We start from the raw sequence: 26,622 nt of genomic DNA, 5'->3' as shown, positions 1-26,622 counted from the left end.
ATCCTTCGGGACCAGGCTGTCGAGCGTTACCATCTCGAGAGCCGTCTGTTCGGGAGCAGGTTTCTTCAACATGTCCCAATGAATCATAACCCCCCGATGTGACCAGGGGTTTGTCAGCAGTCTGACCCGCCGATAACACCGGCGGGTTTTTGGAATCTTGCGCCTTGCAGCCGCGCTTTTCTGCCCGGCACACCAGCCAACTGCTAGTGCAGAATCTGGCTGAGGAACAGCTTGGTGCGCTCGTGCTGCGGATTGTCGAAGAATTCGGCCGGCGAGTTCTGCTCGACGATCTGGCCCTGGTCCATGAAGATGACGCGATTGGCGACCTGACGCGCGAAGCCCATTTCATGGGTCACGCAGATCATGGTCATACCGTCTTCGGCAAGGCCAACCATCGTATCCAGAACTTCCTTGACCATTTCAGGGTCGAGCGCCGACGTCGGCTCATCGAACAGCATGATCTTGGGCTTCATGCACAGCGAGCGGGCAATCGCCACGCGCTGTTGCTGGCCGCCGGACAACTGGCCGGGATACTTGTTGGCCTGCTCGGGAATCTTGACGCGCTTCAGGTAATGCATCGCGATTTCCTCGGCTTCCTTCTTGGGTGTCTTGCGAACCCAGATTGGTGCCAGCGTGCAGTTTTCCAGAATGGTCAGGTGCGGGAAGAGGTTGAAGTGCTGGAACACCATGCCGACTTCCCGGCGCACTTCATCGATCTTCTTCAGGTCGTTGGTCAGTTCGATGCCATCGACGTGAATGCTGCCCGACTGATGTTCTTCAAGACGGTTGATGCAGCGGATCATTGTCGATTTTCCCGATCCCGAAGGACCCGCAACGACGATACGCTCACCCTTCATGACTTTGAGGTTGATATCGCGCAACACGTGAAAATCGCCGTACCACTTGTTCATGCCGACGATTTCGATTGCAGTGTCGGTCGTTGAAACAGCCAGCGTCTTTGCTTGATTTTCTGCCATGATGTTTTCCCTTACTTTTTATGTCCGGTGTCGAGGTGCCGCTCCATGAACAGCGAGTAGCGCGACATGCCGAAGCAGAATATCCAGAAGATGAAGCCAGCGAAGATGTAACCGGTCACAGGCGTGACAGGTGTCGCCCAGTTCGCATCCGACTGATTAAGATTGACGATGCCGAGAAGGTCGAACATGCCGATGATCGACACGAGCGAGGTATCCTTGAACAGCCCGATAAAGGTGTTGACGATACCGGGGATGACGAGCTTGAGCGCCTGCGGCAGAATGATAAGCCGGGTCTTCTGCCAGTAGTTCAAGCCAAGCGAATCGGCACCCTCGTACTGCCCCTTTGGAATGGCCTGCAGGCCACCACGAATGACCTCGGCCATATAGGCGGAGGCAAACAGCGACACACCAACGAGAGCACGCAGGAACTTGTCGAAGGTCCAGCCATCGGGCAGGAACAGCGGCAACATGATGCTGGCGAAGAACAGCACTGTGATCAGCGGAATGCCTCTGATGACTTCGATGAAGATTGTGCACAGCGTCTTGATAACCGGCATCGTTGAACGACGCCCGAGCGCGAGCAAAATGCCAAGTGGCAGAGACACGGTGATCCCGAAGAACGACAGGATCAGCGTCACCATCAGCCCGCCCCAGAGCTGCGTCTCAACCCGTGGCAGGCCGAAATAACCGCCGACCAGCAGGAAGAAGGATATGAACGGCAGCACGATGAACAGCAAAAGTGCGTTCAACGACTTCTGTGGCGCCTTGGGGATCAGCATCGGAACGAGCAGCACGACGAAGGCGACCAGAACCAGAAGCGGGCGCCAGCGTTCGGCAAGCGGGTAACGCCCGAACATGAACTGTTCGAACTTCGCATTCACGAAGGCCCAGCATGCGCCGGACTGCCCGTCGGGCAGAGCGCCCCCCTGGCTGGCCGTCAGGCAGGCGGTGCGGTCCGTACCGGTCCATGCGGCATGTATGAACAGCCATTGCACCAGCGGTGGTATGATGTAGGCCAGGAATGCGATTGCCAGCACCGTGAAGATGGCGTCCTTGGGTGTGGCGAACAGCTTGGTGCGCAGCCAGTGCGAAATTCCGACCTGGCTGGAAGGAGCGGGTGCCTGCGGCACCATGTCGGCCCGGACATAGGAGATCTGTTTGGTTGTCATGGTCATCTCTCCACCAGCGCCATTTTCGCGTTGAACCAGTTCATGATCAGCGCGGTCGTGAGCGACAATGTCAGGTAAACCGCAAGCCAGATGGCCACGACCTCGACGGCCTGCCCTGTCTGGTTGAGGATGGTACCGCCAACCGCCACGAGATCCGAAAAGCCGACGGCAACAGCCAGCGATGAATTCTTGGTGAGGTTGAGATACTGGCTCGTCAGCGGCGGAATGATGATGCGCATGGCCTGCGGCACGACGATGAGACGTGTGATGTTGTTGCCTCGCATGCCGAGCGCACTGGCTGCTTCCGTCTGTCCCTTCGCCACGGCCTTGATACCACCGCGGACGATTTCGGCAATGAAGGAGGCCGTGTAGAACGAAAGGGCCAGATAGAGCGACAGGAACTCAGGCGCGACAACCGCGCCACCAGTCAGGTTGAAGCGACCGGCAATCGGATAGTCGAACGTCAGCGGCGCGCCAATCGCCAGGAACGTCACCAGCGGCAGGCCGATGATGATGGCTGTACCGAATATGCCCGTGCGGAAGGGCTGACCGGTTCGCATCTGCCGAGCCTTGGCCCAGCGATAGACGAAGTAGGTGATGACGACGCCAGCGAGGAAGGCAACCGGGATCATCCAAGCGCCCTCGCCCCAAATCTGACGCGGATAGAAGAAGCCACGATTGTTGAGGAAGGTTCCGAGCGGCATCTCAACCGAGTCGCGCGCCTGCGGCAGGATGGTGATGACACCCTTGTACCAGAAGAAGATCACGAGCAGCGGCGGCAGGTTGCGGAAGATTTCGACATAGGCCTGCGCCAGCTTCGAGATCAGCCAGTTTTTCGACAGTCGGGCGATACCGACGATGAAACCGATGATCGAGGCCGTGATGATGCCGAGAATGGCCACCTGCAACGTGTTCATCAATCCGACAAGGAACGCGCGACCGAATGTGTTGTCGTTGTTGTAATCGATCAGCGTCTGGCCGATGTCGAAGCCGGCTCTGCCGTTGAGAAAACCGAAGCCCGATGAAATATTGGAGCGTTGAAGATTATGAATGGTGTTGCTTGTGATGATCCAGACGAAAAATGCCAGAATGATCAGGGTGACAACTTGATAGAATATCCCGCGCATACGCGGATCATTGATGATGGATGTCGCGCTTTTTGAGCTGGACGACTCCGGGTGGAGCGCTTTGCCTGCCATCGGCACCTTTCCCTCTATGTGCTCTTTGCGAGCTTCTTGTATGATTAAGGAGGCAGAGCGTTGGCCCCGCCTCCCGCATAAAGCTGGCCGTCTTGACGATTAACGGATTGGAGGCGCGTACTGCAGGCCGCCCTTTGTCCACAATGCGTTCTGGCCGCGTTCGATCTTGAGCGGCGAACCGGCACCGACGTTGCGATCGAAGACTTCGCCGTAGTTACCGACCATCTTGATGATGTTGTATGCCCACTCGTTGGTCAGGCCGAGATCGGTACCGATCTTGGTGCCCTCTTCCGTGCCGAGCATACGCTTCAGGTCAGGGTTGTTTGCGTTCTTCTGCTCATCCACGTTCTTGGAAGTCACGCCCAGTTCTTCGGCGTTGACCATCGCGTAGTGAACCCAGCTGACGATGTCGAACCACTGGTCGTCACCCTGGCGAACGGCAGGTCCAAGCGGCTCCTTGGAGATGACTTCCGGCAGAACGACGTTCTCGTCCGGCGCCTTCATCTTCAGGCGGATGGCATAGAGGCCCGACTGGTCGGTGGTGTAGACGTCGCAACGGCCGCTATCGTAAGCGGATGTCGCATCGGATTCCTTTTCGAACACGACCGGGTTGTACTGAAGGTTGTTGATCTTGAAGTAGTCGGCAAGGTTGAGCTCGGTCGTCGTGCCCTGCTGAACGCAGACGGCCGCGCCGGACAGCTCGAGAGCCGATTTCACGTTGAGGCTCTTCTTCACGATGAAGCCCTGGCCGTCATAGTAGTTGACGGTGCGGAAGTTGAAGCCGAGCGAGGTGTCGCGGCTGACGGTCCATGTGGTGTTACGTGTCAGAACGTCGACTTCGCCGGACTGAAGCGCAGGGAAACGGTCTTTGGAGGACAGCGCGACATACTTGGACTTGGACGGGTCGCCGAAGACAGCAGCTGCGATACCGCGGCAGTAATCAACGTCGATACCCGACCATTCACCCTTGTCGTCAGGGTTCGAGAAGCCTGGAATACCGGAGCTCACGCCGCATGTGACGAAACCCTTTGCCTTGACGTCTGCGAGCGTGGCGGCAGATGCAGCCGATGCAGCTCCTAAAATCGCTGCGCCAATGGCGGCTGTCAGAAGTGCCTTTTTCATTTTTCCCAACCTTTGTTTCTTATTCGTCGTTTAAAGAAGTCGCCGCATCTCGTCACGTTACGGACCAGCTCCCCGCCTCACCTCCCGGTGCGCGCTTCTATCACAATCGCAATTGCCGTCACGGTCAAGTCTCGCCCGCAAGAATTGTGTCCAAAAAACGGAATTTTTCAAAAGTCGTCGTTTTAATGGGCATATGTCTATTTATTATGCGAAAAAAGGCTAAAAACTGCTCATCCTGTCAGGCAGGTAGACTGAATTTTTCAGTGTATTGCCACAATCCGTCCGGAACGTGCGGGTCTGAGCGCATCCCGGGCGCTATTGTTGCTCTCCTACCGCCAAAAGCTGATTGCAAATTATTTGAGATGACGAAGTCTTGACCGCAGCGCTGTTTGAAGACCATTTTCAGCCCTCAATAAAACGAAAGATATGGAAGCATGAAAGACAGAGACGGGTTTTTAGGTGCGGCTGGCACCAACACGCGGCTTGCTCATCTGGGCAACGATCCGGGCGATTACCACGGCTTCGTCAACCCGCCAATCGTGCGCGGCTCAACCGTGCTTTTCCCCGATGCAAAAACGCTCGTTTCGGAAGATCAGACATACACCTATGGCACCCATGGTACACCGACAACGGATGCGCTGTGCAACATGATCAATGTGCTGGAGGGCTCGGCGGGTACGATCCTTCTTCCGTCGGGCCTCGCCGCCGTCACCATTCCATTCATGGCCTATCTGTCGGCGGGCGACCACGCGCTGATCGTCGATTCCGTCTACTATCCGACCCGTCGCTTTTGCAACAAGATGCTCAAGCAGTTTGGCGTCGAGGTCGAATATTACGATCCCGCCATTGGCGCAGGCATCGAAGCGTTGATCCGCCCCAACACCCGCCTGCTCCATCTTGAAGCGCCTGGGTCCAACACATTCGAAATGCAGGACGTGGCGCTGATGTCGGGCATCGCCCATCGGCACGATTGCGTTGTGACCATGGACAACACCTGGGCGACGCCGCTTTATTTCAAGCCACTGGAACATGGAGTGGATGTCTCCATTCACGCGGCCACGAAATATCCGGCCGGGCATTCGGATGTCCTGATGGGCTTCGTATCATCCAATGAAAAGCACTGGAAAAAGCTCTACGACGCCAACACCGATATCGGTCTCTGCGTTACCTCTGACGACGCCTACCAGGTGCTGCGCGGCCTGCGCACGATGGGCATTCGTCTGGAGCATCACGGCAAGAGTGCGCTGAAGATCGCGCAATGGCTCGAAAGCCGCAGCGACGTTGCGCGTGTTCTGCACCCCGCCTTGCCAAGCTTTCCAACCCACGCGTTGTGGAAACGGGATTTCAAGGGTGCAAGCGGCGTGTTTTCCTTCGTCCTGAAAGCAGACGAAGGTCGCTTCACCGAAAAATCTCATGCCTTCCTGGATGCGCTCTCCATCTTCGGCCTCGGCTTTTCCTGGGGGGGCTACGAATCGCTGGCTGTTCCGGTTTCGCTGCGAGACCGCACGATCGCCCATGGGCCGACGGAAGGCCCCGTGATCCGCCTGCAAATCGGCCTTGAGGACGTGGCCGACATCAAGCGCGATCTGGAAGCCGGATTTGCGGCGGCGGCAGCGGCTTAAAGCCCCTCTGCCCTGTAACCATACAGCCAGTCGAAATCCGCCAGAAACGCGTCTGGCGGCCTCATCGACAACAGCATATCACGGCCCAGCCGCAACGGACCGGCTGCGTGATAGGCAAACCTGTTCAGCGCCGCCCGTTTACGCGCCTTGTCGATGCGCGGAATGCGATGTGCCTGGAACTGCGACAGAGCGTCCGGCAAACTCACGTCGCGGTTCACAAACGTGGCGAGTTCGAAGGCATCTTCAATCGCCATCGCCGCACCCTGTGCGGCAAACGGCATCATGGCGTGGGCGGCATCGCCGATCAGCACCGTATCAGCGCCATTGTGCCAATCGCCTTTCCCTGCCTGAAACAGCGGCCAGAATGTCGGCTTGGAAACTCTGTCGAACATCGGCACGAATGCGCTGTTCCAGCGGTCGAACTGCTTCATCAACAGCATCTGCTGCTTGTCCTGCGCTGGCGCTTCCCATGTGGCGCCCGGATTGGTACCGGCAGCAATGGCCACCACATTGAAGCCACCCGTCTCGGCGAGCGGATAGGCAACCAGATGCGCCGACGGACCAAGAAACGCCGTTACCGACCGGCTTTTGAGAAAGGCCGGCGCATCACCTTTCTCCACCGTGAAGCGCCAGGCAACATTGCCGGAGAATGTTGCGACCGGGCTTGCCTGCACGGCATTTCGCGTGCGGGACCAGACGCCGTCGGCACCGATCATCAGGTCGGGTTCCCGGAAAATCTTCGCCGCGATTTCGCTCTTGCTAACGTCCTGCAACTCTATGCCGAGGTGGAGTGTGCAGAGCGGATGTTGCTGAACCGTGGCAAGAAGCGCCCGTTGCAGCGTCGCCCGGTGCAGGACGCCATAGGGTGCATTCCAGCGGGTTCGCGCCACCTGCCGCATGGGCAGCGAAACCAAACGTTTCAGCGAAAGGCCGGAGGTCAGATCGACCGTCTCAGGCTCGATCCAGCTTTGCTCGATTTGCGGCAACACGCTGAGTTCAGCGAGAATGCGGGCGGCATTGGGCGATATCTGAAGGCCTGCCCCGACCTCTTCCAGCCGCGACGCACGTTCGATGATATCGCAACGAACGCCCTGCCGGGCAAACGACAGGGCTGCGGTCAGACCGGCAATACCGGCACCGATGATCGCGACGGATTTTACGGGCATGGACAGCCCCGGTCTGGCAGGATTTTACGCTGCGTTGACGTGGAAGACGCAGCCGGGAGGGTTGGTCTGGGTTGCCTTGACCGACGGGTTGTAGCGATACAGCGTCGAACAGTAGGAACAGACCTTTTCGTTATCGTCGCCCATATCGATGAAGATATGGGGATGATCGAACGGCACGGACGCGCCGGTGCACATGAATTCCTTGACGCCGATTTCGATCACGGCGTGTCCGCCATCGTTCTGGAAGTGAGGAATGGTATGCCCGGCCATGGTCGTCTCCAACTGCAATTTCACGAGTGAGCGAAAGCTCACGTTTGGCGGATATGTAGCGTCAAATACGCTGAACCTCCACAGAAATCATCGCAGAATATGTTCAACACTGCGATTTCCTGACATATGCTGCCCCCAAAAAGGATGCCCTTTATGAATCTCAACGTGCCAAACTATTCCTCCTTTGTCCGTAACGGTCTGCAACTCTCCTATTTCGATGATGGTGACCCCACGGGAAAGCCGGTCCTTCTGATCCATGGCTTCGCCTCGAGTGCAGCTGTCAACTGGGTACATCCCGGCTGGGTAAAGACACTGGGCGACGCCGGTTATCGCGTGATCGCGATAGACAATCGAGGCCATGGCACCAGCGACAAACCGCACGATGCGGACGCCTATTATCCGGCCGTCATGGCTGACGACGCGATTGGCCTGCTCGACCACCTCGGCATACCGCAGGCCCATATCATGGGGTATTCCATGGGTGCGCGCATCTCCGCCTTCGTCGCCATGGCCCATCCCGAGCGGGTCCGCTCGCTGGTGTTCGGCGGCCTTGGTATCGGCATGGTGGACGGTGTGGGCGATTGGGACCCCATTGCAGACGCCCTTCGCGCGCCCTCGCTGGATGTCGTCACCCACGAGCGTGGCCGTATGTTCCGCACTTTTGCGGACCAGACCAAAAGCGACCGTATCGCCCTTGCTGCCTGCATCGAAACCTCCCGTGTCCTGGTAACGCGTGAAGAGGCCGCAAAAATCGATATCCCGACACTGATCGCGGTGGGCACCAAAGACGATATTGCAGGTTCTGGCGAAGAACTGGCGCAGTTGATGCCACGTGCCAGGGCCATCGACATTCCCGGCCGTGACCACATGTTGGCGGTGGGTGACCGGGTGTTCAAGGCAGCCGTTCTGGAGTTTTACCGAGAGATGGATGCCTAGCGAAACTCGGAAGAATCATTTTCCAAAATGCTGTCAGAAAAACTGATCCTGTCGCGTCTTTAACCGCGTTGTTAAATCACCATTTCTAGGCGACAGTTTTTTCTGTATAAGAACGGTACGAATTCGAGGGAGGCCCGTTATGGTCGCACGCACCGAGGCACGCCAGCAGGATCAGCTTTCCGTTGTGGATCCCATCTGGGGAAGTCTGCAGAATGAGGCCCGTGCAGCGGCATCGCAAGACCCGCTGCTGTCTGCCTTTTTCTACACCACCATCCTCAACCACCATTCGCTCGAAGCCTGCGTTGCCTACCGCATTTGCGAACTTCTCGACCACCCGGATATGCAGGCGGTCCTTCTTCGCCAGACCTTTGAGGAAATGCTTGAGGACTGGCCGGAATGGGGATCCATTCTGCGCGTCGACATTCAAGCGGTGTATGATCGTGACCCCGCCTGCACACGCTTCATCGAACCCGTGCTGTATTTCAAGGGTTTTCAGGCTATCCAGACCCACCGCCTCGCCCACTGGCTATGGAACAAGGGGCGGCGCGACTTTGCGCTCTATCTTCAAAGCCGTTCATCGAGCGTTTTCCAGACGGATATCAACCCGGCAGCGCGCCTTGGAAAGGGTTTGTTCCTCGACCATGCGACCGGTCTCGTCGTCGGTGAAACCGCCATCGTCGGCGATAACGTCTCCATTCTTCACGGCGTCACCCTGGGTGGTACCGGCAAGGAGGGCGCTGACCGCCATCCGAAAATCCGCAGCGGTGTGTTGATCGGCGCTGGTGCGAAAATCCTCGGCAACATCGAGATCGGCAGTTGCTCCAGGATCGCCGCAGGCTCAGTCGTGCTGAAACCCGTACCACCGAATGCGACGGTCGCTGGCGTGCCAGCGCGCGTGGTGGGAGACGGCGGATGTAACGAACCTTCGCGGATCATGGACCAGATCATCGGCGCCGATATCTGAGGTGTGAAGACCGGCTGCGGTCGCCTGCCTGCCGCCGAACCATTTGCCTCTTTGACTTTACTTTCGCCTTCAAGCCATGCCAAAAGCTGCGCAACGTGAACCGTACAGGAGAAGACTGGTGAAAGCCGAGGAAATCAAAAAGCTCGACGCCTATTTCAAGCGCACCTTCAACGAAACGTTGGTCGTCAAGGCCCGCCCCCGCAAGGACGATTCGGCGGAAGTCTATGCCGGCGAAGAATTTCTGGGTGTCGTCTATATCGATGATGAAGACGGCGACCGTTCCTACAATTTCTCCATGGCCATTCTGGACGTCGATCTGTAATCACAGACCAGCGAAACCCCAGTTTGAAAGACCGCCTGCGACACATGTCCGCAGGCGGTTTTGTTTGAAGAATACCTTTTGTCATTTTTCTAAAAGCCTTCGGAACCAGTTCCGAGGTGATCCGTTTATCCAGCGTCCCCCGATGAAGCGTGGGGTTTAGGACAAACGGGACGCCCCCTGATCCCGTCCTAAACTCCACGCTTCCCCCTCCCGAAGCATCAAGCGCATATGTCATCTCGCGAAAAAAGTACGTTTGAAATTCGCTTGATAGGTTGGATTGGCCACCTGGGCCGGCGCTATTTACACCCCCGACACCGCACCAGAAAAAATACCTGAGAAACGCAGAAAAATGGAATTAGGTGCTTGCGGACCTGAAGGTGCCTGACTATAAGGGCGCCACACAAGGTATGCGCCCTTCGTCTATCGGTTAGGACGTCAGATTTTCATTCTGAAAAGAGGGGTTCGACTCCCCTAGGGCGTACCACTCTCCCCAATATATCAGTGTGCTACAGGCCTTTGTTGAACGGACGCGTGAGCCTATCTCCACCCATTGGCACTATGGCGCGATGGCTGCGTCCAGCACGCGGAGCTGAACCCGCTTCTGACCCTGCCATTGATCCGCTCCCAAGGTACCCGCCACATGGATCTGACGGCCGCGGGCATTCATGAGCATCTGTCCCAAGGGTGCATCGGCGGCGCGGAAAGCGATACCATCCAGCCGCGAGCCATCCATAGCCTCCAGCGTGATCTTGACGTGTGAGGTGCCGACGATGCGAACATCGCGCAGGCGGTGGGCCGGCACCGCAAAGATGGGTTGCGAATGGCCAGACCCGTAGGGGCCAGCCTGCTCCATCTGTTCCACAAGCGAAATCGTTGCCCCGGACGCGCCGATTGCGCCGTCGATTTTGAGCACGCTGTTTTCCACCAGCTGAAAAACCGTTTTCTGGGCAGCTTCCTCAAAGAAGGTTCGCAGACGACCGAGATTGGCGCGCTCCACGGTCAACCCGGCTGCCATGGCGTGCCCGCCACCTTTGACCAGCAGGCCTGCATCCACGGCATTGCGCACCATTCGTCCCATATCGAAACCGTTGATCGAACGGCCGGATCCCGACCCCTTGCCCTGCGAATCAAAAGCGATGGCAAAGGCCGGACGACGGAAGCGATCCTTGAGACGTGACGCGAGAAGACCGACGATCCCGGGGTGCCAGTTTTCGCGCGCCGTGACGATGACGCCAGCGCCGGTGCCATCACCATATTCATACAGAGCCTCAGCTTCCGCTTCGGCCAACATGACAGCTTCCATGGCCTGTCGTTCGCGGTTCAACTCATCCAGTCTCTCGGCGATGACCTCGGCTTGGGACGCATCATCCAGCGTCAGAAGACGACTGCCGAGAGCGGCGTCGCCGATACGTCCACCGGCGTTGATACGCGGGCCGACGAGGAAGCCGAAATGATAGGGCGTTACCGGTCCGCCGAGACCGGCCTTCTTGAACAGGGCGGCCAGCCCCACATTGTTCATATGACGGGCTGCGATCAGCCCCTTGACCACGTAGGCTCGATTCAGCCCCTTGAGCGGCACGACATCGCAGACGGTTGCCAATGCGACAATGTCGAGGAGTGCGAGCAGGTCGAGCGTGTAGGCCCGGCTGTCGCGTTGGTCCTTCAGGACCCGTAGCGTGGCGACCAGCACGAGAAACACGACACCTGCGGCGCAAAGATGCCCCTGCCCCGACAGATCATCCTCCCGGTTCGGATTGACCAGCGCAACAGCTATCGGAAGTTCCGTGCCAACCTGGTGATGGTCGATGACGACGACATCGGTTTTGGCGTCTCGTGCCGCCGCCAGCGATTCGTGGCTGGTAGAGCCGCAATCGACGGTGATGATGAGCGTTGCGCCATTGGCGGCCAGTTGCTGCATCGCCGCGGGGTTGGGGCCGTAACCTTCGAAAATACGGTCCGGAATATAGATTTCCGGCTCCAGCCCGAAATGGTGCAGGAAACGATACATCAGCGCCGAGGAGGAAGCACCATCGACGTCGTAGTCGCCGAAGATCGCGACCTTCTCGTTACGCTTGATGGCGTCAGCAATACGTTCCGATGCCTTCCCGCAATCCGTCAGCGTCAACGGATCTGGCATCAGCGAGCGGATGGTGGGGTCGAGGAACGCGAGCGCATCATCCACACCAACACCACGGCCTGCAAGAACACGGGCCACCAGTTCAGGAATGCCATGAACCTGCGACATGGCCAGGGCGCGGTTCTGCCCGGCCTGATCCAGCCGCGACATCCACTTCTGCTCCGTTGCCGACCGATCCACGCCGAGAAAGGCTCTCGGCACAGTATCGACCGCTTCATTCATCGCCATGCGTGCGCTTACCCATACAGCCAGATTGTCCGCTTAGGGGCTAAAGGCCCAACCGGGCTTTTTCAAGCACAAATGTGACCGTCTTTCCGGCTTACCACAGCGGCAGAAAAATGAAGGCGGCAAAAGCACAGACAATCGTGCCAATGAGACACAGAGCCCGCCAGTCCCGCTCCTGCCCTTCCATTTCGAATTCCAGACAGGGAAAATTGTCATTTGCGCCCGTCCTGCGCTGCCGTCGTCCCGTTTCAGGCCGAACGAAATGATCATCCTTGAATAATATCGTCGTCTTCACGGCCACGCCTCCCGTCGCTTGGTAAATTTGGCTGAGCGTATCACCACAAGCCCCCTGTTTGCAAAGCTTTCGATGATCATAAATCCGGTAAACATGCGCAGGCGTTCACGCAAGCGTGGCGACGCCCGTGTTGTTGCATTCGACCCGGAGAGCACACGCAAATGCGGCTTTGTCTCTGGTATGGTATCGTCTCTGGCTGCGCATTTGCGTGGCCTCTGGCATTTCAGGTTCACTCTATGCTCCTCACCGGCGGGCAGGCGTACCCGCCGGTGAGGAGTAAGGTTCAGCCAAGCCACGATGGGTCCCGGCGTCGCCTCGCATGCTCATCCAAAGCCTTTCGCCGCCATTCCTAACCTCTCAGGGAATCGGAATGGCGACCATCGGGCCTGTCGTCCTGGCAGCATCACCCTCCACCCGCACGTTCCGGGTAGATGCCAACGCTCCCCACGCCCTCACCTGCACTGTCTCGCGATACAGTGCAGTTGTGACGCAGGTGAAGTGTAGGCATGGGTTTTGGTGGTGTGGAGAAAAAACATTTTTATTTTTTGCGGGAGAACAGATTGCGGTTTATGGGTGGCGCTTCCCCCCCCCCTCTGTCCTGCCGGACATCTCCCCCACAAGGAGGGAGATCGGCTAGACGCTTGCTCCTCGACCTATTCGAAGCCTTTGATACGGGCGAGAGGTCGCGACTGGTCTATCTCCCCACCTGTGGGGGAGATGTCCGGCAGGACAGAGGGGGTAAGACACACAGGCAAACACTCAATATCTGCGCTAACACCCCTCACAAAACGCGCTCCAGCCGAACCTTTTGCAGATTCACCTGCATAGTCTCAGACCACTGTGTGCCTTGCCACACCACCGCGAAATCGCAACGCTCATAAAGCCTGATGGCGTTCACGTTCCGGGCATGGGTCGCAATCTTGGCAATGGGAGTTCCCGAGTTTCGCATCTGGTCGAGGAAATGCTCCACCAACAGACGGCCAATGCCCCGGCCCTGAAATTCAGGGGAGATCCAGATGTCGGAAATGTAGTCGGGGTCACCCGCACGGGCACCCCATCCGGCTATCGCGCCATCAATGTCGGCAATAGCGATATCGCATTGGGTTTCTGCGGCAAAGCTTTCGAATTCACGACGCACGCGCTCAATCACCACAGGATCGAGATAGCTATCTTCAAAGGCACTGCTGGATTGCCAGGCGGCGAAACCAATGAGGCCGACCGCTGTGCGATCGGCCTCTGTCATGGCTCGAATTTTAAGTCCGCTCACCACCACTTCGCAGGCGTGAACTTGCCCGCAGCCTGTTCAATCGCATAGGCCGTCTTGAACAGGGTCTCTTCCTCGAAAGGCTTGCCGATGAGCTGAAGGCCGAGCGGCAGGCCTTTGCCGTCGAGACCGGCGGGAACCGACATGGCGGGCAGGCCAGCCATATTGACGGTGATGGTGAAGACGTCCTGGAGGTACATCTTGACCGGATCTGCAGCCAGCTCCTTGTCGCCAATTTCGAACGCCGAGGATGGCGTGATCGGGGCCAGAACCGCATCGACGCCCTCATGGAAGACGGTCTCAAAATCGTGCTTGATGAGCGTGCGGACCTTTTGGGCCTTCAGGTAATAGGCATCGTAGTAACCGGCTGAGAGCACATAGGTGCCAACCATGATGCGGCGCTTGACTTCGGAGCCGAAACCGGCAGCGCGGGTCTTTTCGTACATGTCGGCAATGTCCTTGCCATCGACGCGCAGGCCATAGCGAACACCATCATAACGGGCAAGGTTGGACGATGCTTCGGCGGGTGCCACGATATAATAGGCAGGAAGCGCATATTTGGTGTGCGGAAGCGAAATGTCCACGATTTCGGCACCGGCGTCCTTCAGCCATGCGATGCCCTGTGCCCACAGCTTTTCAATCTCTTCCGGCATGCCTTCGACGCGATATTCCTTGGGAATACCGATCTTGAGGCCCTTGAGCGACTGGCCGATCGCCTGTTCGTAATCCGGCACCGGCAGATCGACGGAGGTGGTGTCCTTGGCATCGACGCTGGCCATGGATTTCAGGAGAATGGCGGCATCGCGAACGTCACGGGCGATGGGGCCAGCCTGATCGAGCGAAGACGCGTAAGCCGCGATACCCCAGCGCGAGACGCGGCCGTAGGTTGGCTTGATGCCAACAGTGCCGGTGAAGGCTGCGGGCTGGCGAATGGAGCCGCCCGTATCGGTGGCGGTCGCACCGGCGCACAGGTGGGCTGCGACGGCTGCTGCCGAGCCGCCCGACGAGCCGCCTGGCACGAGGTTCTTGTCGGAACCGTTGGCGCGCCAAGGGTTGACGACCGGTCCGTAATAGGAGCTTTCATTGGACGAGCCCATGGCGAACTCATCCATGTTGAGCTTGCCCAGCATGACGGCACCCGCGTCCCACAGGTTCTGCGTCACGGTGGATTCGTATTCCGGCTTGAAACCATCCAGAACATGGCTGCAGGCCTGCGTGTGAATGCCACGCGTGGCGAACAGATCCTTCACACCCAGTGGAATGCCTTCGAGAACACCGGCATTGCCAGAGGCCAGTTTCTCATCGGAAGCCCGGGCCATCTCGCGCGCCTCGTCGTGGGTAACCGCGACATAGGCGTTCAGCTGCTGGTTGGCGGCATCGACGGCCGACAGATAGGCATCCGTCAGTTCGACGGCGGTGAAGTCCTTGGCCTTCAGCTTCTCGCGCGCTTCGGCAATGGTCAGGCTTAAGAGGTCGGTCATATCGGCAACGGCTTTCAAAAACTTTTAGATCGGGCACATGGGAGCAGGCACATGGGAGCAGGCTTGTTCAGCCTATTCGACCACTTTCGGAACGAGGAAGAAATTGCGGTCGGTATTGGGCGCGTTGGCAACGATATCATCAGCCTTGTTACCATCGCTCACCACGTCGGTGCGCTTCTTCATGGCGACCGGCGTTACTGACGTCATCGGCTCCACACCGTCGACATTCACTTCCGAAAGCTGCTCTACGAAACCAAGAATGCCATTCAACTCGCCAAGCATCTTCTCGGCCTCATCTTCGCTGACGGCAATTCGGGCTAGGCGCGCAACGCGCTTCACGGTGGCAAGATCGACGGACATGGTTCTACTCCAGTCAAGAATTTTCCTATTCGCTATAATGACCGCGCCCGCAGTTCGCAACCATCATCGGGCACCGAAACAAGATCAGAAATAATATTCGCCTCATGCGGGAACTTATTATCAAAACGCGAGTTTTCGCGCGGGGATGCATCGCCTCATTTCACATTAACAGGTCATTTGCAGCAGGAAGCGGGTGGGGACTCGTCTTTTCAAGCCGACACGCTTCGCGATCATGCTGTTTCACGGGGGTACAATATGAATTTCGACATGTCCAAGGTGCGCCATCCGAAAGAAAAGATGCGCGGTTTTCTCACTCTGCTGATCGGCACGCTGGTGTGGATGGGGATTGCCTCTGGCATCCTCTATGTCGCAACAACGGAGAGCATCGGGATCCTCTTTGTTTTCCTGTTCTATATTCTCATCATCTGGTTTTTCTCTTACGTCGCCAGGTCGCTGGTGCGCGCCTATATGATCGGCCACTATGTCATGGTCGGCGAACAGCAATTTCCGCACCTTCACAAGATGGTAGCCGAAGGTGCGCAGAAGCTGGGGCTCAAAGAAACGCCCAAGGCGTTCGTTTACAACTCCAGCGGCGTCATGAATGCCATGGCGCTGACGCTTGTCGGTCGCACCCGCTACATCTGGCTGACATCGGCTCTGATCGATTCCGACGATGAGGAGCAGGTGAAATTCGTGATCGGTCACGAACTCGGCCACCATGTTGCGGGACATCTGGACGAGCCGTGGAACTTCCTGCGCCTGCCCGGCCTGATCGTTCCATTTCTAGGCCAGGCCTATTCCCGCGCTCGTGAACTGACCTGCGACCGTGTTGGCCTCGTCGTCTCCGGCAATCTGACGTCATCGCGCACCGCCCTCCAGATGCTGGCCTGTGGCAGTGCCAAGCTGAACGCGCAGATGAATCCCAATGCTTTTGAAGAGCAGGACAGAATGGTGCCGTCCATTGCCGGCTTCTTCCTCAACATCGTCTCGCTCTACCCGCGCCACACGCGGCGCGTCGCGGCGTTAAGCGAGTGGCGGAACGCGTTGAACGGTGTATCGTCTGCTCCATCCCGAATGGTGCAGACGGGGCGTGTCGAGCCGAAGATCGCCTGAGGCTATCGCAACACAAAAAGCCCGACAGGCCTCACCTGTCGGGCTTTCACATCAGAACGTCAGGGTCTGACCAACGCCTTGCGCATCGACGCGGGTCGGGGAGCCATCCATGCCGGTCAGGAATTTTTCCGGTGTCTGGTCGATGATCGGGAAGGAACCGTAGTGGCAGGGAATGACGTTGCGGAACTTGAAGAATCGCTGGCAGGCCAGAGCCGCGACCGCGCCGCCCATCGTGAAGCGGTCGCCGATCGGGACCAGGCCGATATCTGGCTCGTGCAATTCGTTGATCAGCGCCATGTCCGAGAAGATATCCGTATCACCCATGTGATAGACAGTGGGGCCGTCTTCAAAATGCAGCATCAGGCCATTGGCGTTGCCCAGCGCATGGCTGACGCCGTCTTCGGTGATCTGTGCGGACGAGTGCAGCGCGTTGGTGAACGTGGCGGAAAAGCCATCGAACGCCACGGTGCCACCGGTATTTCCCATTTCCAGTTTCGACACGCCCTTGGAGCCGAGCCACGCGGCGAGATCAGCATTGGCCAGCACGGTTGCGCCAGTATCTTTCGCCAATTGCACGGTATCGCCCACATGATCGCCGTGGCCGTGGGTCAGCAGAATATGGCTAATGCCAGCGGCGACATCCTTGGCGTCCTGGCCGGCGAAAGACGGATTGCCGGTAAAAAACGGGTCGATCAAAATTTTTGCTTTGCCGGTTTCGAGGCGGAATGCGGAATGGCCAAGCCAGGTGAGTTTCATGGAAGTTCTCCTTTGTATTGCCGGTAGAGTGTGACATAGGACGGGCCTTATCTTGGGATGGCCCAACCTTTTCGGATTGCGAAGATGACGACAGATAGTGACGAATATGTCTATGACGAGGCGACCGGTGAATGGCGCCCTGCCGGCGAAATTACAGCACAGGCGGCAAAGTCCACCGAAGTGCGTGACGCCGCAGGCAACATTCTCGCAGATGGCGATTCCGTTTCCCTGATCAAGGATTTGAAGGTCAAGGGCGCCGGGACAACGTTGAAGCAGGGTACCGTCATCAAGTCCATCCGCCTGACGGACAATCCGGACGAAATAGATTGCAGGCACGACGCCATCAAGGGTCTCGTGCTGCGCACAGAATTCGTCCGCAAACGCTGAGAACGACACCATGGCGACGCTGACCATCGAAGAACTGGCGGACTTTTTGCAGACGGGACAGGCCATTGCCGGGCTCGATCTCGGCACGAAGACCATCGGTCTTGCCATGTCGGATCTCTCGCGACGTTTTGCGACCCCTCGCCCCGTATTGAAGCGTGTGAAATTCACCGCCGACGCGCACGTCCTGCTCGATTTTGCCGCCAAGGAAAAAGTGGCCGCATTCGTCATTGGTCTGCCGACCAATATGGACGGTTCAGCCGGGCCACGCGTTCAGGCAACGCGCGCTTTCGTCCGCGCAATGAGCGACAAGACCGAGCTGCCCTTTGTTTATTGGGATGAGAGGCTTTCCACTGTCGCCGCAGAGCGTGCGCTTCTGGAAATGGATGTTTCGCGTGCCAAGCGGGCGCAACGAATCGACTCGGCAGCCGCCAGTTTCATTCTTCAGGGGGCGCTGGACAGGCTGTCCGCGCTGGGAAGGGCTGCGACCGCTCTCGACGACTGACGGTTGCGCCACCAGGCGGCAATCGTCTTCCTCTTGCGGTAAGCAAGGATCGCAAACACGATCAGACTATCAAACGCGATGGCGCGCGCCACCAGCGGCGGTATGGTTTCCGGCGCGATACCCAGCACGTTGCCGTAAATCTGGAAGACAAGATCGTGGCTTTCACGGGTGAGCATAAAGAAGCCGAAGCTCATGTCGTAATAGGACAGGAAGTACCACGCACCCAAAAACGCAACAGGCCCCGCCCACAAAATCAGAAACCACTTCATACGGTCTGGCCTCTCAAGGAGAAGGTATCCGGCACGGCGGCAATGATCGCCCAACGCAGGCATGCCATCAGACACAGGTTCACCGTCGGGACATCAATGTCCAACGGCAGCATGGCAAAGAACGTCATCATGACGATCAAGGATATCCATCGGGGCACGGCGGTTCCTTTTCACACGCCCACAGGCGTATGGTTAACAATTTATGAATACAATGATCCCGTCTCCGCTGACGGGCAAATAAAAATTTCGATTATGGTTAACGGAAGCCTTGGCGCTGTGGATAAGAGTGCGGCTCGAGGTGTTAACGTTCGAGCAGGGCAAACAGCGCCAATCATGATGATGATAAAGCCAAACCCAATGAATCAGCTGTAAACGCCGCGGACGATCCGCTTCACGGCCGTCCCGATTTTGTCCCAATCTTTGGGCGTTTTCAGCGCAACGCCAGCGAACTGTCCTGATATGACCGATGAGATGACCAGGTGTTGGATAGCGGCGAAGATAACGGCATTCACGGAAGCAGTATCGATGCCCTTCGGCGCTTGGAGCGAGCCGCGCATCCGCTCGATCCATGTGGCCAGCGCCTTGGCACGGGCATCCGCCAGTTGCTTGACCTGCGGGGTGTTTTCCGAAACCTCCCAGGCGATGATCTTGCAGACGAGCGGATCGTTGCGCAACGCCTCGATGTAGTAGAGCGCGAGCTTTTCCATGAGATCGCCATAGGTGAGCAGAAACATGCCACCTGTATCTTCGGGAATACGATCCTTTACCCATGAGCCGAGGTCTTCGCCGATGGCGGCAACCAGACCTTCCAGACCGCCGAAGTAACGGTAGATCAGCTGCTTGTCACACCCTGCCCGCCGCGCTACCGCATTGATGCCGAAGCCCTGAAACCCTTCTTCCGCCAGAAGCGTTTTGGCAGCATCGAAGATTGCACGCTCAGTCGCGGCACGATCCTTGATACGTTTTTCGGGAACAGTCTGGGCAGCAGTGCCATCGGTGGCCAGCATAGGCGGGCGATTCTCCGTGTGGTGAAGTCTATAACCGGGCTACCAGAGGGTTAGTTTCACGGCAATGCAGGGCAGCTTTGGAAATGGAGGTTCTTGTGGATGAGGATCTCATATGCTCACACCGTTACGGTGGTTGAGAATTTCCGCGTTTTCTGTATTATACAGAAAATCAACCGGGAGACTGTCGATGACACGTAAATCCATATCCACGGCAGAATTCATGCGTCATTTTGGACGATACCATGATGAGGCCCAGAAAGAACCAATCACACTAACAAAACATGGCCGTCCCTCCGTCGTCGTTTTGCCCGTCGAACTTTTCGAGAAAATGACCGGAAACAACGATTTACGTACGGCATACGGTGTCGGGGAAATGCCAGACGACATTGCCTCTATTTTCAGAGAGCAACTTGAAGAAGACTCCAGGGAATATCAGGCTTCACGCGATGAGTGAGAAGTTCAAACGTGGTGACATCGTCGCCTATCCCTACCTGTGGCGATGGCAGAAGGAGATAAGTCCACATCGCGACCATGGCGAGAAAGACCGTCCCGTGTGCATGATCCTTGCGGTCAAAGACAAGCAAGGCCTCACTCATATTCTTTTGCTACCCATATCTTCCAAGCCTCCACATGACGACCAGAAAGCAATAGAAATACCTGCACTCGAGCTGCGCCGCGCCAAATTGACGCGGTACGAGCGCGGCTGGATAACCGTAAGCGAATGCAATTACGATATCATCGAACGATCTTACCACTTCGACGTCCGGCGGGATGCAATCGGCAGATTTAGCGACGCATTTCTTGAAGAAATTCGTCTCGCATTCGCACCATTTCTGGCGGCGGGATCAGCGAAAATAAGCCGAACATAAACGAACGCTTAGACAGAGTTTCAGGGTGCTACGCCGCAGGCGGATACAGCAAATCGATAATATAGGTCGGGTCGAAGCGGCTATCCAGCATGCCGTAAGTGTGGCGGAAACCACCGGCCAGGCGTGTTTCCAGAAACGCATCGGCGATGCGGCCTGCCCCGATGCGGCAGAGTTCGGCGGCGGCGGCGGCCAGCGCGAATTGTTCGACCAGCATGCGGGCGGCACCTTCGTCGCGCTCGCAAAGCGCGATTGCGGCGCGCAGGACGTCGGTGGTTTTCTTGCCGGATGGACCGAGATCACGCTCCAGCGTTTCGAAGACGAGATCGAACAGGTCCTTGCCGCGCTGGAGAACGCGCAGCACATCCAGCGCCATGACGTTGCCGGAGCCTTCCCAGATGGCATTCACGGGCGCTTCGCGGTAATGGCGGGCAATCGGACGGTCTTCGACATAGCCGTTGCCGCCAAGGCTTTCCATCGCTTCATAGATCAAGGCGGGCGCGATCTTGCAGCACCAGTATTTGACGATGGGCGTCATGACGCGGGCGTAGGCTGCTTCTGCGGGGTTGTTGCGGGCGCTATCAAAGGCTGAGGCAAGGCGGAAAGACAGCGCGGTCGCGGCGGCAACGTCCAGCGCCATATCGGCCAGAACGCGGGTCATGATCGGCTGGGTTACCAGCGGTTTGCCGAACACGTTGCGACCACGGGCAAAGTGCACCGCTTCCGCAAGCGATGCACGCATCATGCCCGACGAGGACAGTGCGCAGTCCAGTCGCGTCAGGGTAACCATATCAAGAATGGTGCGGACGCCGGCACCGGGTTCGCCCAGCAGATAGCCGAAAGCATCGGTAAATTCGACCTCCGCTGATGCGTTGGAGCGATTGCCGAGCTTGTCCTTCAGACGCTGGAAATGCAGCCCGTTCGCGGACCCGTCCTCCAGAAAGCGCGGCACCAAGAAGCAGCCCATGCCATCTCCCATCTGCGCCAGCATGACGAAACCGTCGCTCATGGGCGCGGACAGGAACCACTTGTGGCCGGACAGGCGATAGATGCCTTCGCCCACCCGTTCCGCCGTGGTGCGATTGGCACGCACATCCGTGCCGCCCTGCTTTTCCGTCATGCCCATGCCGATGGTCACGGCGGTCTTCTGCATGGCAGGTTTCTGCGAGGAATCATATTTGCGCGACAGGATTTTCGGCGCCCATTCCTGCTGCACGCGCGGCGATGTCATCATCGCGGCAACGGACGCATGCGTCATGGTCAGCGGGCACAGATGCCCAGCTTCGAGCTGCGACGTGAGATAGAGTTTCGTGGCGCGGGCCTTGTGCTCGTTGCCGCGCGTCTCAGGCGTATTTTCCCACGCACCGCTGTGGAGGCCTGACGACATGGACCGGCGCATCAGCGCGTGCCAGGCGGGGTGAAACTCGACCTGATCCAGCCGCTCTCCGCGTGGACCATGGGTGTGCAGTTTCGGCGCGCTGACATTGGCCATGCGCGCCAGTTCCTGCGCCTCCACCGATGTCACATAGCGTCCGATCTGGTCAAACTCATCGCGCAGCGGACGAGACAGACTGGAGGTCAAATCCACGATCAACGGGTCTGAGCGATAGGCATTGATGCCGGACCAGAGGCTGGGCTGGTTCAAATCGGCAAGCTGTTCTTCTGTCCGGTTCATATTCGTCATCGCGTGGCTATATCGGGATTCGCATTTTATTGCATGTATTAGGTCTGGCACGGCTTATCGCATGCTTGCCGACAAAGCCACCTGTCTTTATAGACCCGGTGACTAAAGCCAGAGCCTTGCCACGTGCTCTCTTACGACCCGGAGGACATTTTCCATGGTCTATTTTCCTCACCGCCACCTGCTTGGCATCAAGGGGCTTTCCCATCAGGATATCACCACTCTTCTCGACAAGGCCGACGAGGCGGTGAAAATCAGCCGACAGCGCGAAAAGAAGACCTCGACACTGCGTGGGCTGACACAGATCAACCTGTTCTTCGAAGCCTCGACGCGCACGCAATCATCCTTCGAGCTTGCCGGAAAACGGCTGGGTGCCGACGTGATGAACATGTCGGTGGGCAATTCATCGGTCAAAAAAGGTGAAACGCTGATCGATACCGCCATGACGCTCAACGCCATGCGGCCGGACGTGCTGGTGGTGCGCCATTCTTCGGCAGGCGCCGCCGCTCTTCTGGCGCAGAAAGTGGCCTGCTCGGTGGTCAATGCCGGCGATGGCCAGCATGAACACCCGACGCAGGCACTGCTGGACGCGCTGACCATCCGCCGCGCCAAGGGCACGCTGTCTGGCATGACAGTCGCCATTTGCGGTGACGTTCTGCATTCGCGTGTCGCGCGCTCCAACATCATTCTTTTGAACCAGATGGGCGCGCGGGTCCGGGTCGTTGCCCCGCCAACGCTGCTGCCCTCCGGCATCGCGGATATGAGTGTGGAAGTGTACCATAACATGAAAGAGGGACTGAAAGGCGCAGATGTGGTGATGATGCTGCGTTTGCAGCGCGAGCGCATGTCAGGCTCGTTTGTGCCTTCGGTGCGCGAGTATTTCCATTATTACGGGTTGGACGCGGAAAAGCTGAAGGCTGCGAAAGAAGACGCGCTGGTCATGCACCCCGGCCCGATGAACCGGGGTGTGGAAATCGCCTCGGAAGTGGCTGACGGCCCGCAGAGCGTGATCGAGAGCCAGGTGGAGATGGGTGTGGCCGTTCGCATGGCCGTTATGGAAACCCTTCTCGTTTCACAGAATCAGGGAGAGCGCGTATGAGCACCGGCACCGTTCTCAAAAATGTTCGCATTATCGATCCGTCGCGCAATCTCGATGAGATCGGCACCATCATCATCGGTGCAGACGGCACCATCCTCGCCGCTGGCAGGGATGCGCAGAACCAGGGCGCGCCTGACGGCGCGACGGTGCGTGACGCCAAGGGGCTGGTCGCCGCGCCGGGATTGGTGGACGCACGCGTGTTCGTTGGCGAACCGGGCGCCGAACACCGCGAAACGATCGAATCCGCGTCACGGGCCGCGGCCGCCGGTGGCGTGACCAGCATGATCGTGATGCCGGACACCGATCCCGTCATCGACGATATTGCGCTGGTGGAGTTCGTGAGGAAGACTGCGCGCGACAAGGCGCTTGTCAATATCTATCCGGCGGCGGCCCTGACAAAAGGTCTGCGTGGCGATGAGATGACGGAATTCGGCATGCTGAAGGAAGCGGGTGCCGTTGCCTTCACGAATGGCCGCAAGGCGTTGTCGGATACGGCTGTCCTGCGCCGCGCCATGACCTATGCCCGCGAGCTGGATGCGGTGATTTCGCTGGAAACCCGCGATCAGTATATCGGCCATGGCGACATGAACGAGGGCCTGTTTGCCAGCTGGCTTGGACTATCGGGTATTCCGAAAGAAGCCGAAATCATTCCGCTGGAGCGCGACCTGCGCATTGCGGCGCTGACCCGCGCCAACTACCACGCCGCCAAGATTTCGGTGCGTGAATCGGCCGAGGCGATTGCCCACGCGAAAGCGCGCGGCGTGAAAGCCACCTGCGGTATTTCCATCAATCACCTGACGCTGAACGAAAACGATATCGGCGAGTACCGAACCTTCTTCAAGCTCTCCCCGCCACTGCGGTCCGAAGATGACCGCATGGCCATGGTGGATGCGCTGAAGGACGGCACAATCGACATCATCGTCTCCTCGCACGACCCGCAGGACGTGGACACCAAGCGCCTGCCGTTTTCCGATGCGGCGAGCGGTGCGGTCGGTCTCGAAACGATGCTGGCGGCGGCACTTCGCCTCTACCACAGTGATCAGGTGCCGTTGATGCGCCTGATCGATGCATTATCCACCCGTCCCGCGCACATCTTCGGGCTGGATGCCGGCACGCTGAAACCGGGTGCCAAGGCTGATATCACGCTTGTTGATCTGGACGAGCCATGGCTAGTGTCTGAGAAAAATCTGGTGTCGAGGTCCAAGAACACGCCATTCGAAGACGCCCGCTTTACCGGCCGCGCCACAGCCACCTATGTTGCGGGCAAGCTGGTGTATTCCATCTGATAGAATGACGTGACAGGACTGAGGGGACAAGCAAATGACCGCATTGACTGACTGGCAGACAGCGCCCGCGCTTCTCGCCCTTGCTGCCCTGATCGGCTATCTGCTGGGATCGATCCCGTTCGGATTGATCCTGACGCGTGCCGCGGGCCTTGGCGATGTTCGCCAAATCGGGTCCGGCAATATTGGTGCCACCAATGTCTTGCGCACCGGCAACAAGAAGCTGGCGGCGGCCACATTGCTGCTGGATGCCTTGAAGGGAACGGCTGCGGTTTTGGTTGCTCACACGCTCTGGGGATACGAAGCCTCGCTGATCGCCGGGTTCTTTGCGTTTCTCGGACACCTGTTTCCGGTATGGCTCGGCTTCAAGGGTGGCAAGGGTGTCGCGGTTTATATCGGTGTGCTGTTGGGCGCTGCGCCCCTGATGATGCTGGCCTTTGCGGCGGTCTGGATCGCGACCGCCTTCCTCACGAAATACTCTTCCCTTTCCGCGCTGGTTGCAATGCTTGTCATTCCGGTTGCATTGTGGATAGTAGGACCGGAGAAGACGGCTCTGCTTGTGACGCTGCTCAGCGTTATCTCCTGGTACATGCACCGGGAAAACATCAGGCGGTTGTTGGCGGGTACAGAAAGCAAGATCGGCAAAAAGGGCTGAGGCCATTCCTCTCGCCCTGACGGGGGCGAAACATGCCGCATGACGGGGAAGCCAAGAGTGGCATTGTGCTCAATGACCGGCAAAGGGTTGCCTGGCTGCGGCTGATCCGTAGCGACAATATTGGCCCCGTCACCTTCCGCGAACTGATCAATCACTTCGGCAGCGCGGAAAGAGCGCTGGATGCCCTGCCCGACCTTTCCCGACGCGGCGGATCGGCACGCAGCCCGCGTATTGCAACCGTTGCGGACGTGGAACGGGAAATCGAGGCGGCAACCAAATTCGGCGCGCGGTTCGTGGGCATCGGCGAGCCGGATTACCCGCCGGCACTGCGCGAGATCGACGGCGCACCGCCGATCATTTCCATGAAGGGATCGGGCCGCACCGCGACGCGTCCATCCATCGGGATCGTAGGGTCCCGCAATTCCTCCATCAACGGCTCGAAATTTGCAGCCATGCTGGCGCGCCAATGCGGACAGGCCGGTTATACCATCGCGTCCGGTCTTGCACGAGGCATCGATGCGGCCGCCCACACGGCCAGTCTTTCCACCGGCACCGTTGCCATGCTGGCAGGCGGGCTGGACAAGCCCTACCCGCCTGAAAATCTACGGCTGCTGGATGAGATCTACGACAATGACGGGACGAGTATCAGCGAGATGCCGTTCGGATGGGAGCCTCGCGCGCGCGACTTTCCGCGCCGTAACCGGCTGATCGCGGGCGTTTCCATGGGCGTTCTGATCGTGGAGGCAGCGGATCGTTCAGGCTCTCTGATCACGGCAAGGCTGGCTGGCGAATTTGGACGATTGGTGTTTGCGGTTCCGGGGTCTCCACTGGATGCGCGATGCCATGGCACCAACCGGTTGATCAAGGACGGCGCGATGCTGGTAACGGAAGCCGCTGATATTCTGGACGCGTTGCGACCGTTGATGGAGCCGTCATTGCCCATTCAGCACATCGCCAAGGAAAGTTCCGAAGACATGGAGGTATCACCACCGCGTGATGATGACCGCAGCATTGTTGCTTCGGCGCTTGGGCCATCCCCCGTCGAAACCGACGACATCATCCGCCACACGGGATTACCCGCCTCGACCGTGTATCTCGTGCTGCTGGAACTCGACATCGCAGGACGGTTAAACCGGCATTCCGCGGGGCGGGTTTCGCTTGACATGGCCGACTGAAAGCTTGCGACGGCCTGACTGAATGTCTCCGGCCTCAATATAAGCCATTTCGATAAGATAACATAACATCTCGGCGCCCTCGCGTTCGGCAACGACACGCAGCTCGGAGAGCATTTGCGTGATATAGGCGAGGTTATCCGTTGTTTGTTCAGCCGCGCTACGGCTGTTGTTGTGTGCATTCGCAACCATGTTGACCTCGATAGAGCCGATAAAATGAACGATCTTTAAAAGAGAAGCATCCAATCCGAGCAACCATAACTTGTTTATCTATAATTGCAATAACCATTTAAATCTCTCAAAGGTTGCATCTTGGTGTAATG

Annotated in this window: 31 protein-coding genes and 1 tRNA gene; 15 read left to right on the top strand and 17 right to left on the bottom strand. The window is 58.1% G+C overall.

The features are described from left to right. Window positions 1-203 precede the first annotated feature (203 nt). From GGQ73_RS21135 to GGQ73_RS21120, 4 genes are all read right to left on the bottom strand, one after another. On the bottom strand, window positions 204-977 hold the full coding sequence (locus GGQ73_RS21135) for an amino acid ABC transporter ATP-binding protein (RefSeq protein ID WP_174153258.1): 774 nt from the start codon (window positions 975-977) through the stop codon (window positions 204-206). A gap of 11 nt (window positions 978-988) precedes the next feature. Then, window positions 989-2,146 (bottom strand): amino acid ABC transporter permease, encoded by a 1,158-nt coding sequence (locus GGQ73_RS21130; RefSeq protein WP_183897723.1) that lies wholly within the window; start codon window positions 2,144-2,146, stop codon window positions 989-991. 2 nt (window positions 2,147-2,148) lie between these two features. After that, a complete protein-coding gene (locus GGQ73_RS21125) occupies window positions 2,149-3,345 on the bottom strand; it encodes an amino acid ABC transporter permease (RefSeq protein WP_183897722.1) in 1,197 nt (398 codons plus the stop codon). A 99-nt stretch (window positions 3,346-3,444) separates the two neighbouring features. Continuing rightward, a complete protein-coding gene (locus tag GGQ73_RS21120) occupies window positions 3,445-4,467 on the bottom strand; it encodes an amino acid ABC transporter substrate-binding protein (RefSeq protein WP_183897721.1) in 1,023 nt (340 codons plus the stop codon). Between the two features lie 434 nt (window positions 4,468-4,901). On the opposite strand from GGQ73_RS21120, the gene GGQ73_RS21115 reads away from it, so the two are divergent. Continuing rightward, a complete protein-coding gene (locus GGQ73_RS21115) occupies window positions 4,902-6,089 on the top strand; it encodes a cystathionine beta-lyase (protein ID WP_183897720.1) in 1,188 nt (395 codons plus the stop codon). Here GGQ73_RS21115 and GGQ73_RS21110 read toward each other — a convergent pair. Beyond that, window positions 6,086-7,255, bottom strand: a complete 1,170-nt coding sequence (locus GGQ73_RS21110; protein ID WP_183897719.1) for an FAD-dependent monooxygenase — start codon at window positions 7,253-7,255, stop codon at window positions 6,086-6,088. The two genes, GGQ73_RS21115 and GGQ73_RS21110, sit on opposite strands and share 4 nt — an antisense overlap. A gap of 24 nt (window positions 7,256-7,279) precedes the next feature. Further along, window positions 7,280-7,525 (bottom strand): zinc-finger domain-containing protein, encoded by a 246-nt coding sequence (locus GGQ73_RS21105; RefSeq protein WP_045230645.1) that lies wholly within the window; start codon window positions 7,523-7,525, stop codon window positions 7,280-7,282. 153 nt (window positions 7,526-7,678) lie between these two features. Here GGQ73_RS21105 and GGQ73_RS21100 point away from each other — a divergent pair, with 153 nt between their 5' ends. From GGQ73_RS21100 to GGQ73_RS21085, 4 genes are all read left to right on the top strand, one after another. Beyond that, the gene (locus GGQ73_RS21100; RefSeq protein WP_183897718.1) at window positions 7,679-8,461 is read left to right on the top strand and encodes an alpha/beta fold hydrolase; all 783 of its coding nucleotides are present in this window, start codon (window positions 7,679-7,681) and stop codon (window positions 8,459-8,461) included. A gap of 139 nt (window positions 8,462-8,600) precedes the next feature. Then, entirely contained in the window at window positions 8,601-9,425 is an 825-nt protein-coding gene (gene cysE / locus GGQ73_RS21095) for a serine O-acetyltransferase (protein ID WP_174152762.1), read from the top strand. A 118-nt stretch (window positions 9,426-9,543) separates the two neighbouring features. Further along, window positions 9,544-9,747, top strand: a complete 204-nt coding sequence (locus GGQ73_RS21090) for a DUF3126 family protein (RefSeq protein ID WP_174152761.1) — start codon at window positions 9,544-9,546, stop codon at window positions 9,745-9,747. 409 nt (window positions 9,748-10,156) lie between these two features. After that, a tRNA-Glu gene (locus tag GGQ73_RS21085) sits at window positions 10,157-10,231 on the top strand. A gap of 72 nt (window positions 10,232-10,303) precedes the next feature. Here the strand turns inward: GGQ73_RS21085 and recJ are convergent. The 5 genes from recJ to gatC form a co-directional block, all read right to left on the bottom strand. Continuing rightward, the gene (gene recJ / locus GGQ73_RS21080; protein ID WP_183897726.1) at window positions 10,304-12,106 is read right to left on the bottom strand and encodes a single-stranded-DNA-specific exonuclease RecJ; all 1,803 of its coding nucleotides are present in this window, start codon (window positions 12,104-12,106) and stop codon (window positions 10,304-10,306) included. 97 nt (window positions 12,107-12,203) lie between these two features. Next, window positions 12,204-12,404, bottom strand: a complete 201-nt coding sequence (locus tag GGQ73_RS21075) for a hypothetical protein (protein WP_183897717.1) — start codon at window positions 12,402-12,404, stop codon at window positions 12,204-12,206. Between the two features lie 781 nt (window positions 12,405-13,185). Further along, window positions 13,186-13,671: a GNAT family N-acetyltransferase gene (locus tag GGQ73_RS21070; protein ID WP_327786370.1), complete on the bottom strand. Its 486-nt coding sequence runs from the start codon at window positions 13,669-13,671 to the stop codon at window positions 13,186-13,188. Beyond that, entirely contained in the window at window positions 13,668-15,149 is a 1,482-nt protein-coding gene (gene gatA, locus GGQ73_RS21065) for an Asp-tRNA(Asn)/Glu-tRNA(Gln) amidotransferase subunit GatA (RefSeq protein WP_183897715.1), read from the bottom strand. The genes GGQ73_RS21070 and gatA overlap by 4 nt, the downstream gene beginning before the upstream one ends. Window positions 15,150-15,221: 72 nt before the next feature. Continuing rightward, window positions 15,222-15,509: an Asp-tRNA(Asn)/Glu-tRNA(Gln) amidotransferase subunit GatC gene (gatC, locus tag GGQ73_RS21060; protein ID WP_174152760.1), complete on the bottom strand. Its 288-nt coding sequence runs from the start codon at window positions 15,507-15,509 to the stop codon at window positions 15,222-15,224. Between the two features lie 255 nt (window positions 15,510-15,764). On the opposite strand from gatC, the gene GGQ73_RS21055 reads away from it, so the two are divergent. Beyond that, window positions 15,765-16,622: a M48 family metallopeptidase gene (locus GGQ73_RS21055; RefSeq protein ID WP_183897714.1), complete on the top strand. Its 858-nt coding sequence runs from the start codon at window positions 15,765-15,767 to the stop codon at window positions 16,620-16,622. A 51-nt stretch (window positions 16,623-16,673) separates the two neighbouring features. On the opposite strand, the gene GGQ73_RS21050 is transcribed toward GGQ73_RS21055, so the two are convergent. After that, entirely contained in the window at window positions 16,674-17,378 is a 705-nt protein-coding gene (locus GGQ73_RS21050) for a metal-dependent hydrolase (RefSeq protein WP_183897713.1), read from the bottom strand. A gap of 84 nt (window positions 17,379-17,462) precedes the next feature. Here GGQ73_RS21050 and GGQ73_RS21045 point away from each other — a divergent pair, with 84 nt between their 5' ends. Together GGQ73_RS21045 and ruvX are read left to right on the top strand one after the other, a co-directional pair. Continuing rightward, window positions 17,463-17,765: an alkylphosphonate utilization protein gene (locus GGQ73_RS21045; RefSeq protein WP_183897712.1), complete on the top strand. Its 303-nt coding sequence runs from the start codon at window positions 17,463-17,465 to the stop codon at window positions 17,763-17,765. Between the two features lie 10 nt (window positions 17,766-17,775). Next, complete coding sequence (ruvX, locus tag GGQ73_RS21040) at window positions 17,776-18,267, top strand: Holliday junction resolvase RuvX (RefSeq protein ID WP_183897711.1); 492 nt, start codon at window positions 17,776-17,778, stop codon at window positions 18,265-18,267. Here ruvX and GGQ73_RS21035 read toward each other — a convergent pair. After that, the gene (locus tag GGQ73_RS21035; RefSeq protein WP_174152755.1) at window positions 18,207-18,536 is read right to left on the bottom strand and encodes a DUF6105 family protein; all 330 of its coding nucleotides are present in this window, start codon (window positions 18,534-18,536) and stop codon (window positions 18,207-18,209) included. The genes ruvX and GGQ73_RS21035 overlap by 61 nt on opposite strands. Beyond that, the gene (locus tag GGQ73_RS23200) at window positions 18,533-18,667 is read right to left on the bottom strand and encodes a hypothetical protein (protein WP_268842325.1); all 135 of its coding nucleotides are present in this window, start codon (window positions 18,665-18,667) and stop codon (window positions 18,533-18,535) included. The genes GGQ73_RS21035 and GGQ73_RS23200 overlap by 4 nt, the downstream gene beginning before the upstream one ends. Here GGQ73_RS23200 and GGQ73_RS21030 point away from each other — a divergent pair. Beyond that, window positions 18,666-18,908 carry a hypothetical protein gene (locus tag GGQ73_RS21030; protein WP_183897710.1) on the top strand — a complete coding sequence of 81 codons (243 nt, stop codon included), beginning with the start codon at window positions 18,666-18,668 and terminating at the stop codon, window positions 18,906-18,908. The two genes, GGQ73_RS23200 and GGQ73_RS21030, sit on opposite strands and share 2 nt — an antisense overlap. Here GGQ73_RS21030 and GGQ73_RS21025 read toward each other — a convergent pair. Further along, entirely contained in the window at window positions 18,899-19,543 is a 645-nt protein-coding gene (locus GGQ73_RS21025; RefSeq protein ID WP_183897709.1) for a TetR/AcrR family transcriptional regulator, read from the bottom strand. The two genes, GGQ73_RS21030 and GGQ73_RS21025, sit on opposite strands and share 10 nt — an antisense overlap. Before the next feature lie 187 nt (window positions 19,544-19,730). On the opposite strand from GGQ73_RS21025, the gene GGQ73_RS21020 reads away from it, so the two are divergent. Next, on the top strand, window positions 19,731-19,997 hold the full coding sequence (locus GGQ73_RS21020) for a type II toxin-antitoxin system prevent-host-death family antitoxin (RefSeq protein WP_174152752.1): 267 nt from the start codon (window positions 19,731-19,733) through the stop codon (window positions 19,995-19,997). Beyond that, complete coding sequence (locus GGQ73_RS21015) at window positions 19,990-20,412, top strand: hypothetical protein (protein WP_183897708.1); 423 nt, start codon at window positions 19,990-19,992, stop codon at window positions 20,410-20,412. Before GGQ73_RS21020 ends, GGQ73_RS21015 begins: the two co-directional genes overlap by 8 nt. A 28-nt stretch (window positions 20,413-20,440) precedes the next feature. On the opposite strand, the gene GGQ73_RS21010 is transcribed toward GGQ73_RS21015, so the two are convergent. Further along, the gene (locus tag GGQ73_RS21010; protein WP_183897707.1) at window positions 20,441-22,093 is read right to left on the bottom strand and encodes an acyl-CoA dehydrogenase family protein; all 1,653 of its coding nucleotides are present in this window, start codon (window positions 22,091-22,093) and stop codon (window positions 20,441-20,443) included. 154 nt (window positions 22,094-22,247) lie between these two features. Here GGQ73_RS21010 and GGQ73_RS21005 point away from each other — a divergent pair, with 154 nt between their 5' ends. From GGQ73_RS21005 to dprA, 4 genes are read left to right on the top strand one after another with little or no spacing between them, the layout of a single operon-like run. After that, window positions 22,248-23,189, top strand: a complete 942-nt coding sequence (locus GGQ73_RS21005) for an aspartate carbamoyltransferase catalytic subunit (RefSeq protein ID WP_183897706.1) — start codon at window positions 22,248-22,250, stop codon at window positions 23,187-23,189. Then, on the top strand, window positions 23,186-24,475 hold the full coding sequence (locus GGQ73_RS21000; RefSeq protein ID WP_183897705.1) for a dihydroorotase: 1,290 nt from the start codon (window positions 23,186-23,188) through the stop codon (window positions 24,473-24,475). The genes GGQ73_RS21005 and GGQ73_RS21000 overlap by 4 nt, the downstream gene beginning before the upstream one ends. 34 nt (window positions 24,476-24,509) lie before the next feature. Next, entirely contained in the window at window positions 24,510-25,127 is a 618-nt protein-coding gene (gene plsY, locus GGQ73_RS20995) for a glycerol-3-phosphate 1-O-acyltransferase PlsY (protein WP_183897704.1), read from the top strand. A gap of 32 nt (window positions 25,128-25,159) precedes the next feature. Beyond that, a complete protein-coding gene (gene dprA, locus GGQ73_RS20990; RefSeq protein WP_183897703.1) occupies window positions 25,160-26,302 on the top strand; it encodes a DNA-processing protein DprA in 1,143 nt (380 codons plus the stop codon). Here the strand turns inward: dprA and GGQ73_RS20985 are convergent. Continuing rightward, window positions 26,255-26,491, bottom strand: coding sequence for a hypothetical protein (locus tag GGQ73_RS20985; protein ID WP_174152801.1), 237 nt, complete (start codon window positions 26,489-26,491; stop codon window positions 26,255-26,257). The genes dprA and GGQ73_RS20985 overlap by 48 nt on opposite strands. Window positions 26,492-26,622 lie beyond the last annotated feature (131 nt).

The organism is Rhizobium skierniewicense (assembly GCF_014196515.1).
In the GTDB taxonomy this organism is placed as follows: Bacteria; Pseudomonadota; Alphaproteobacteria; order Rhizobiales; family Rhizobiaceae; genus Agrobacterium; species Agrobacterium skierniewicense.
The sequence above is the reverse complement of the archived record's forward strand: the minus strand, read 5'-3'. Positions and strand labels throughout refer to the sequence as shown.

Coding starts and splice junctions, on each gene's coding strand:
- GGQ73_RS21015 (WP_183897708.1), top strand. CDS start 19,990: ATGAGTGAGAAGTTCAAACGTGGTGACATCGTCGCCTATCCCTACCTG.
- GGQ73_RS21125 (WP_183897722.1), bottom strand. CDS start 3,345: ATGGCAGGCAAAGCGCTCCACCCGGAGTCGTCCAGCTCAAAAAGCGCG.
- cysE (WP_174152762.1), top strand. CDS start 8,601: ATGGTCGCACGCACCGAGGCACGCCAGCAGGATCAGCTTTCCGTTGTG.
- GGQ73_RS21005 (WP_183897706.1), top strand. CDS start 22,248: ATGGTCTATTTTCCTCACCGCCACCTGCTTGGCATCAAGGGGCTTTCC.
- GGQ73_RS21100 (WP_183897718.1), top strand. CDS start 7,679: ATGAATCTCAACGTGCCAAACTATTCCTCCTTTGTCCGTAACGGTCTG.
- GGQ73_RS21115 (WP_183897720.1), top strand. CDS start 4,902: ATGAAAGACAGAGACGGGTTTTTAGGTGCGGCTGGCACCAACACGCGG.
- GGQ73_RS21130 (WP_183897723.1), bottom strand. CDS start 2,146: ATGACAACCAAACAGATCTCCTATGTCCGGGCCGACATGGTGCCGCAG.
- GGQ73_RS21025 (WP_183897709.1), bottom strand. CDS start 19,543: ATGCTGGCCACCGATGGCACTGCTGCCCAGACTGTTCCCGAAAAACGT.
- GGQ73_RS21050 (WP_183897713.1), bottom strand. CDS start 17,378: ATGAAACTCACCTGGCTTGGCCATTCCGCATTCCGCCTCGAAACCGGC.
- GGQ73_RS21120 (WP_183897721.1), bottom strand. CDS start 4,467: ATGAAAAAGGCACTTCTGACAGCCGCCATTGGCGCAGCGATTTTAGGA.
- gatA (WP_183897715.1), bottom strand. CDS start 15,149: ATGACCGACCTCTTAAGCCTGACCATTGCCGAAGCGCGCGAGAAGCTG.
- dprA (WP_183897703.1), top strand. CDS start 25,160: ATGCCGCATGACGGGGAAGCCAAGAGTGGCATTGTGCTCAATGACCGG.
- GGQ73_RS21010 (WP_183897707.1), bottom strand. CDS start 22,093: ATGACGAATATGAACCGGACAGAAGAACAGCTTGCCGATTTGAACCAG.
- GGQ73_RS21055 (WP_183897714.1), top strand. CDS start 15,765: ATGAATTTCGACATGTCCAAGGTGCGCCATCCGAAAGAAAAGATGCGC.
- GGQ73_RS21110 (WP_183897719.1), bottom strand. CDS start 7,255: ATGCCCGTAAAATCCGTCGCGATCATCGGTGCCGGTATTGCCGGTCTG.
- GGQ73_RS20985 (WP_174152801.1), bottom strand. CDS start 26,491: ATGGTTGCGAATGCACACAACAACAGCCGTAGCGCGGCTGAACAAACA.
- GGQ73_RS21000 (WP_183897705.1), top strand. CDS start 23,186: ATGAGCACCGGCACCGTTCTCAAAAATGTTCGCATTATCGATCCGTCG.
- GGQ73_RS21045 (WP_183897712.1), top strand. CDS start 17,463: ATGACGACAGATAGTGACGAATATGTCTATGACGAGGCGACCGGTGAA.
- GGQ73_RS21030 (WP_183897710.1), top strand. CDS start 18,666: ATGACGATCAAGGATATCCATCGGGGCACGGCGGTTCCTTTTCACACG.
- gatC (WP_174152760.1), bottom strand. CDS start 15,509: ATGTCCGTCGATCTTGCCACCGTGAAGCGCGTTGCGCGCCTAGCCCGA.
- ruvX (WP_183897711.1), top strand. CDS start 17,776: ATGGCGACGCTGACCATCGAAGAACTGGCGGACTTTTTGCAGACGGGA.
- GGQ73_RS21020 (WP_174152752.1), top strand. CDS start 19,731: ATGACACGTAAATCCATATCCACGGCAGAATTCATGCGTCATTTTGGA.
- GGQ73_RS21105 (WP_045230645.1), bottom strand. CDS start 7,525: ATGGCCGGGCATACCATTCCTCACTTCCAGAACGATGGCGGACACGCC.
- GGQ73_RS21035 (WP_174152755.1), bottom strand. CDS start 18,536: ATGAAGTGGTTTCTGATTTTGTGGGCGGGGCCTGTTGCGTTTTTGGGT.
- recJ (WP_183897726.1), bottom strand. CDS start 12,106: ATGAATGAAGCGGTCGATACTGTGCCGAGAGCCTTTCTCGGCGTGGAT.
- plsY (WP_183897704.1), top strand. CDS start 24,510: ATGACCGCATTGACTGACTGGCAGACAGCGCCCGCGCTTCTCGCCCTT.
- GGQ73_RS23200 (WP_268842325.1), bottom strand. CDS start 18,667: ATGATGACGTTCTTTGCCATGCTGCCGTTGGACATTGATGTCCCGACG.
- GGQ73_RS21135 (WP_174153258.1), bottom strand. CDS start 977: ATGGCAGAAAATCAAGCAAAGACGCTGGCTGTTTCAACGACCGACACT.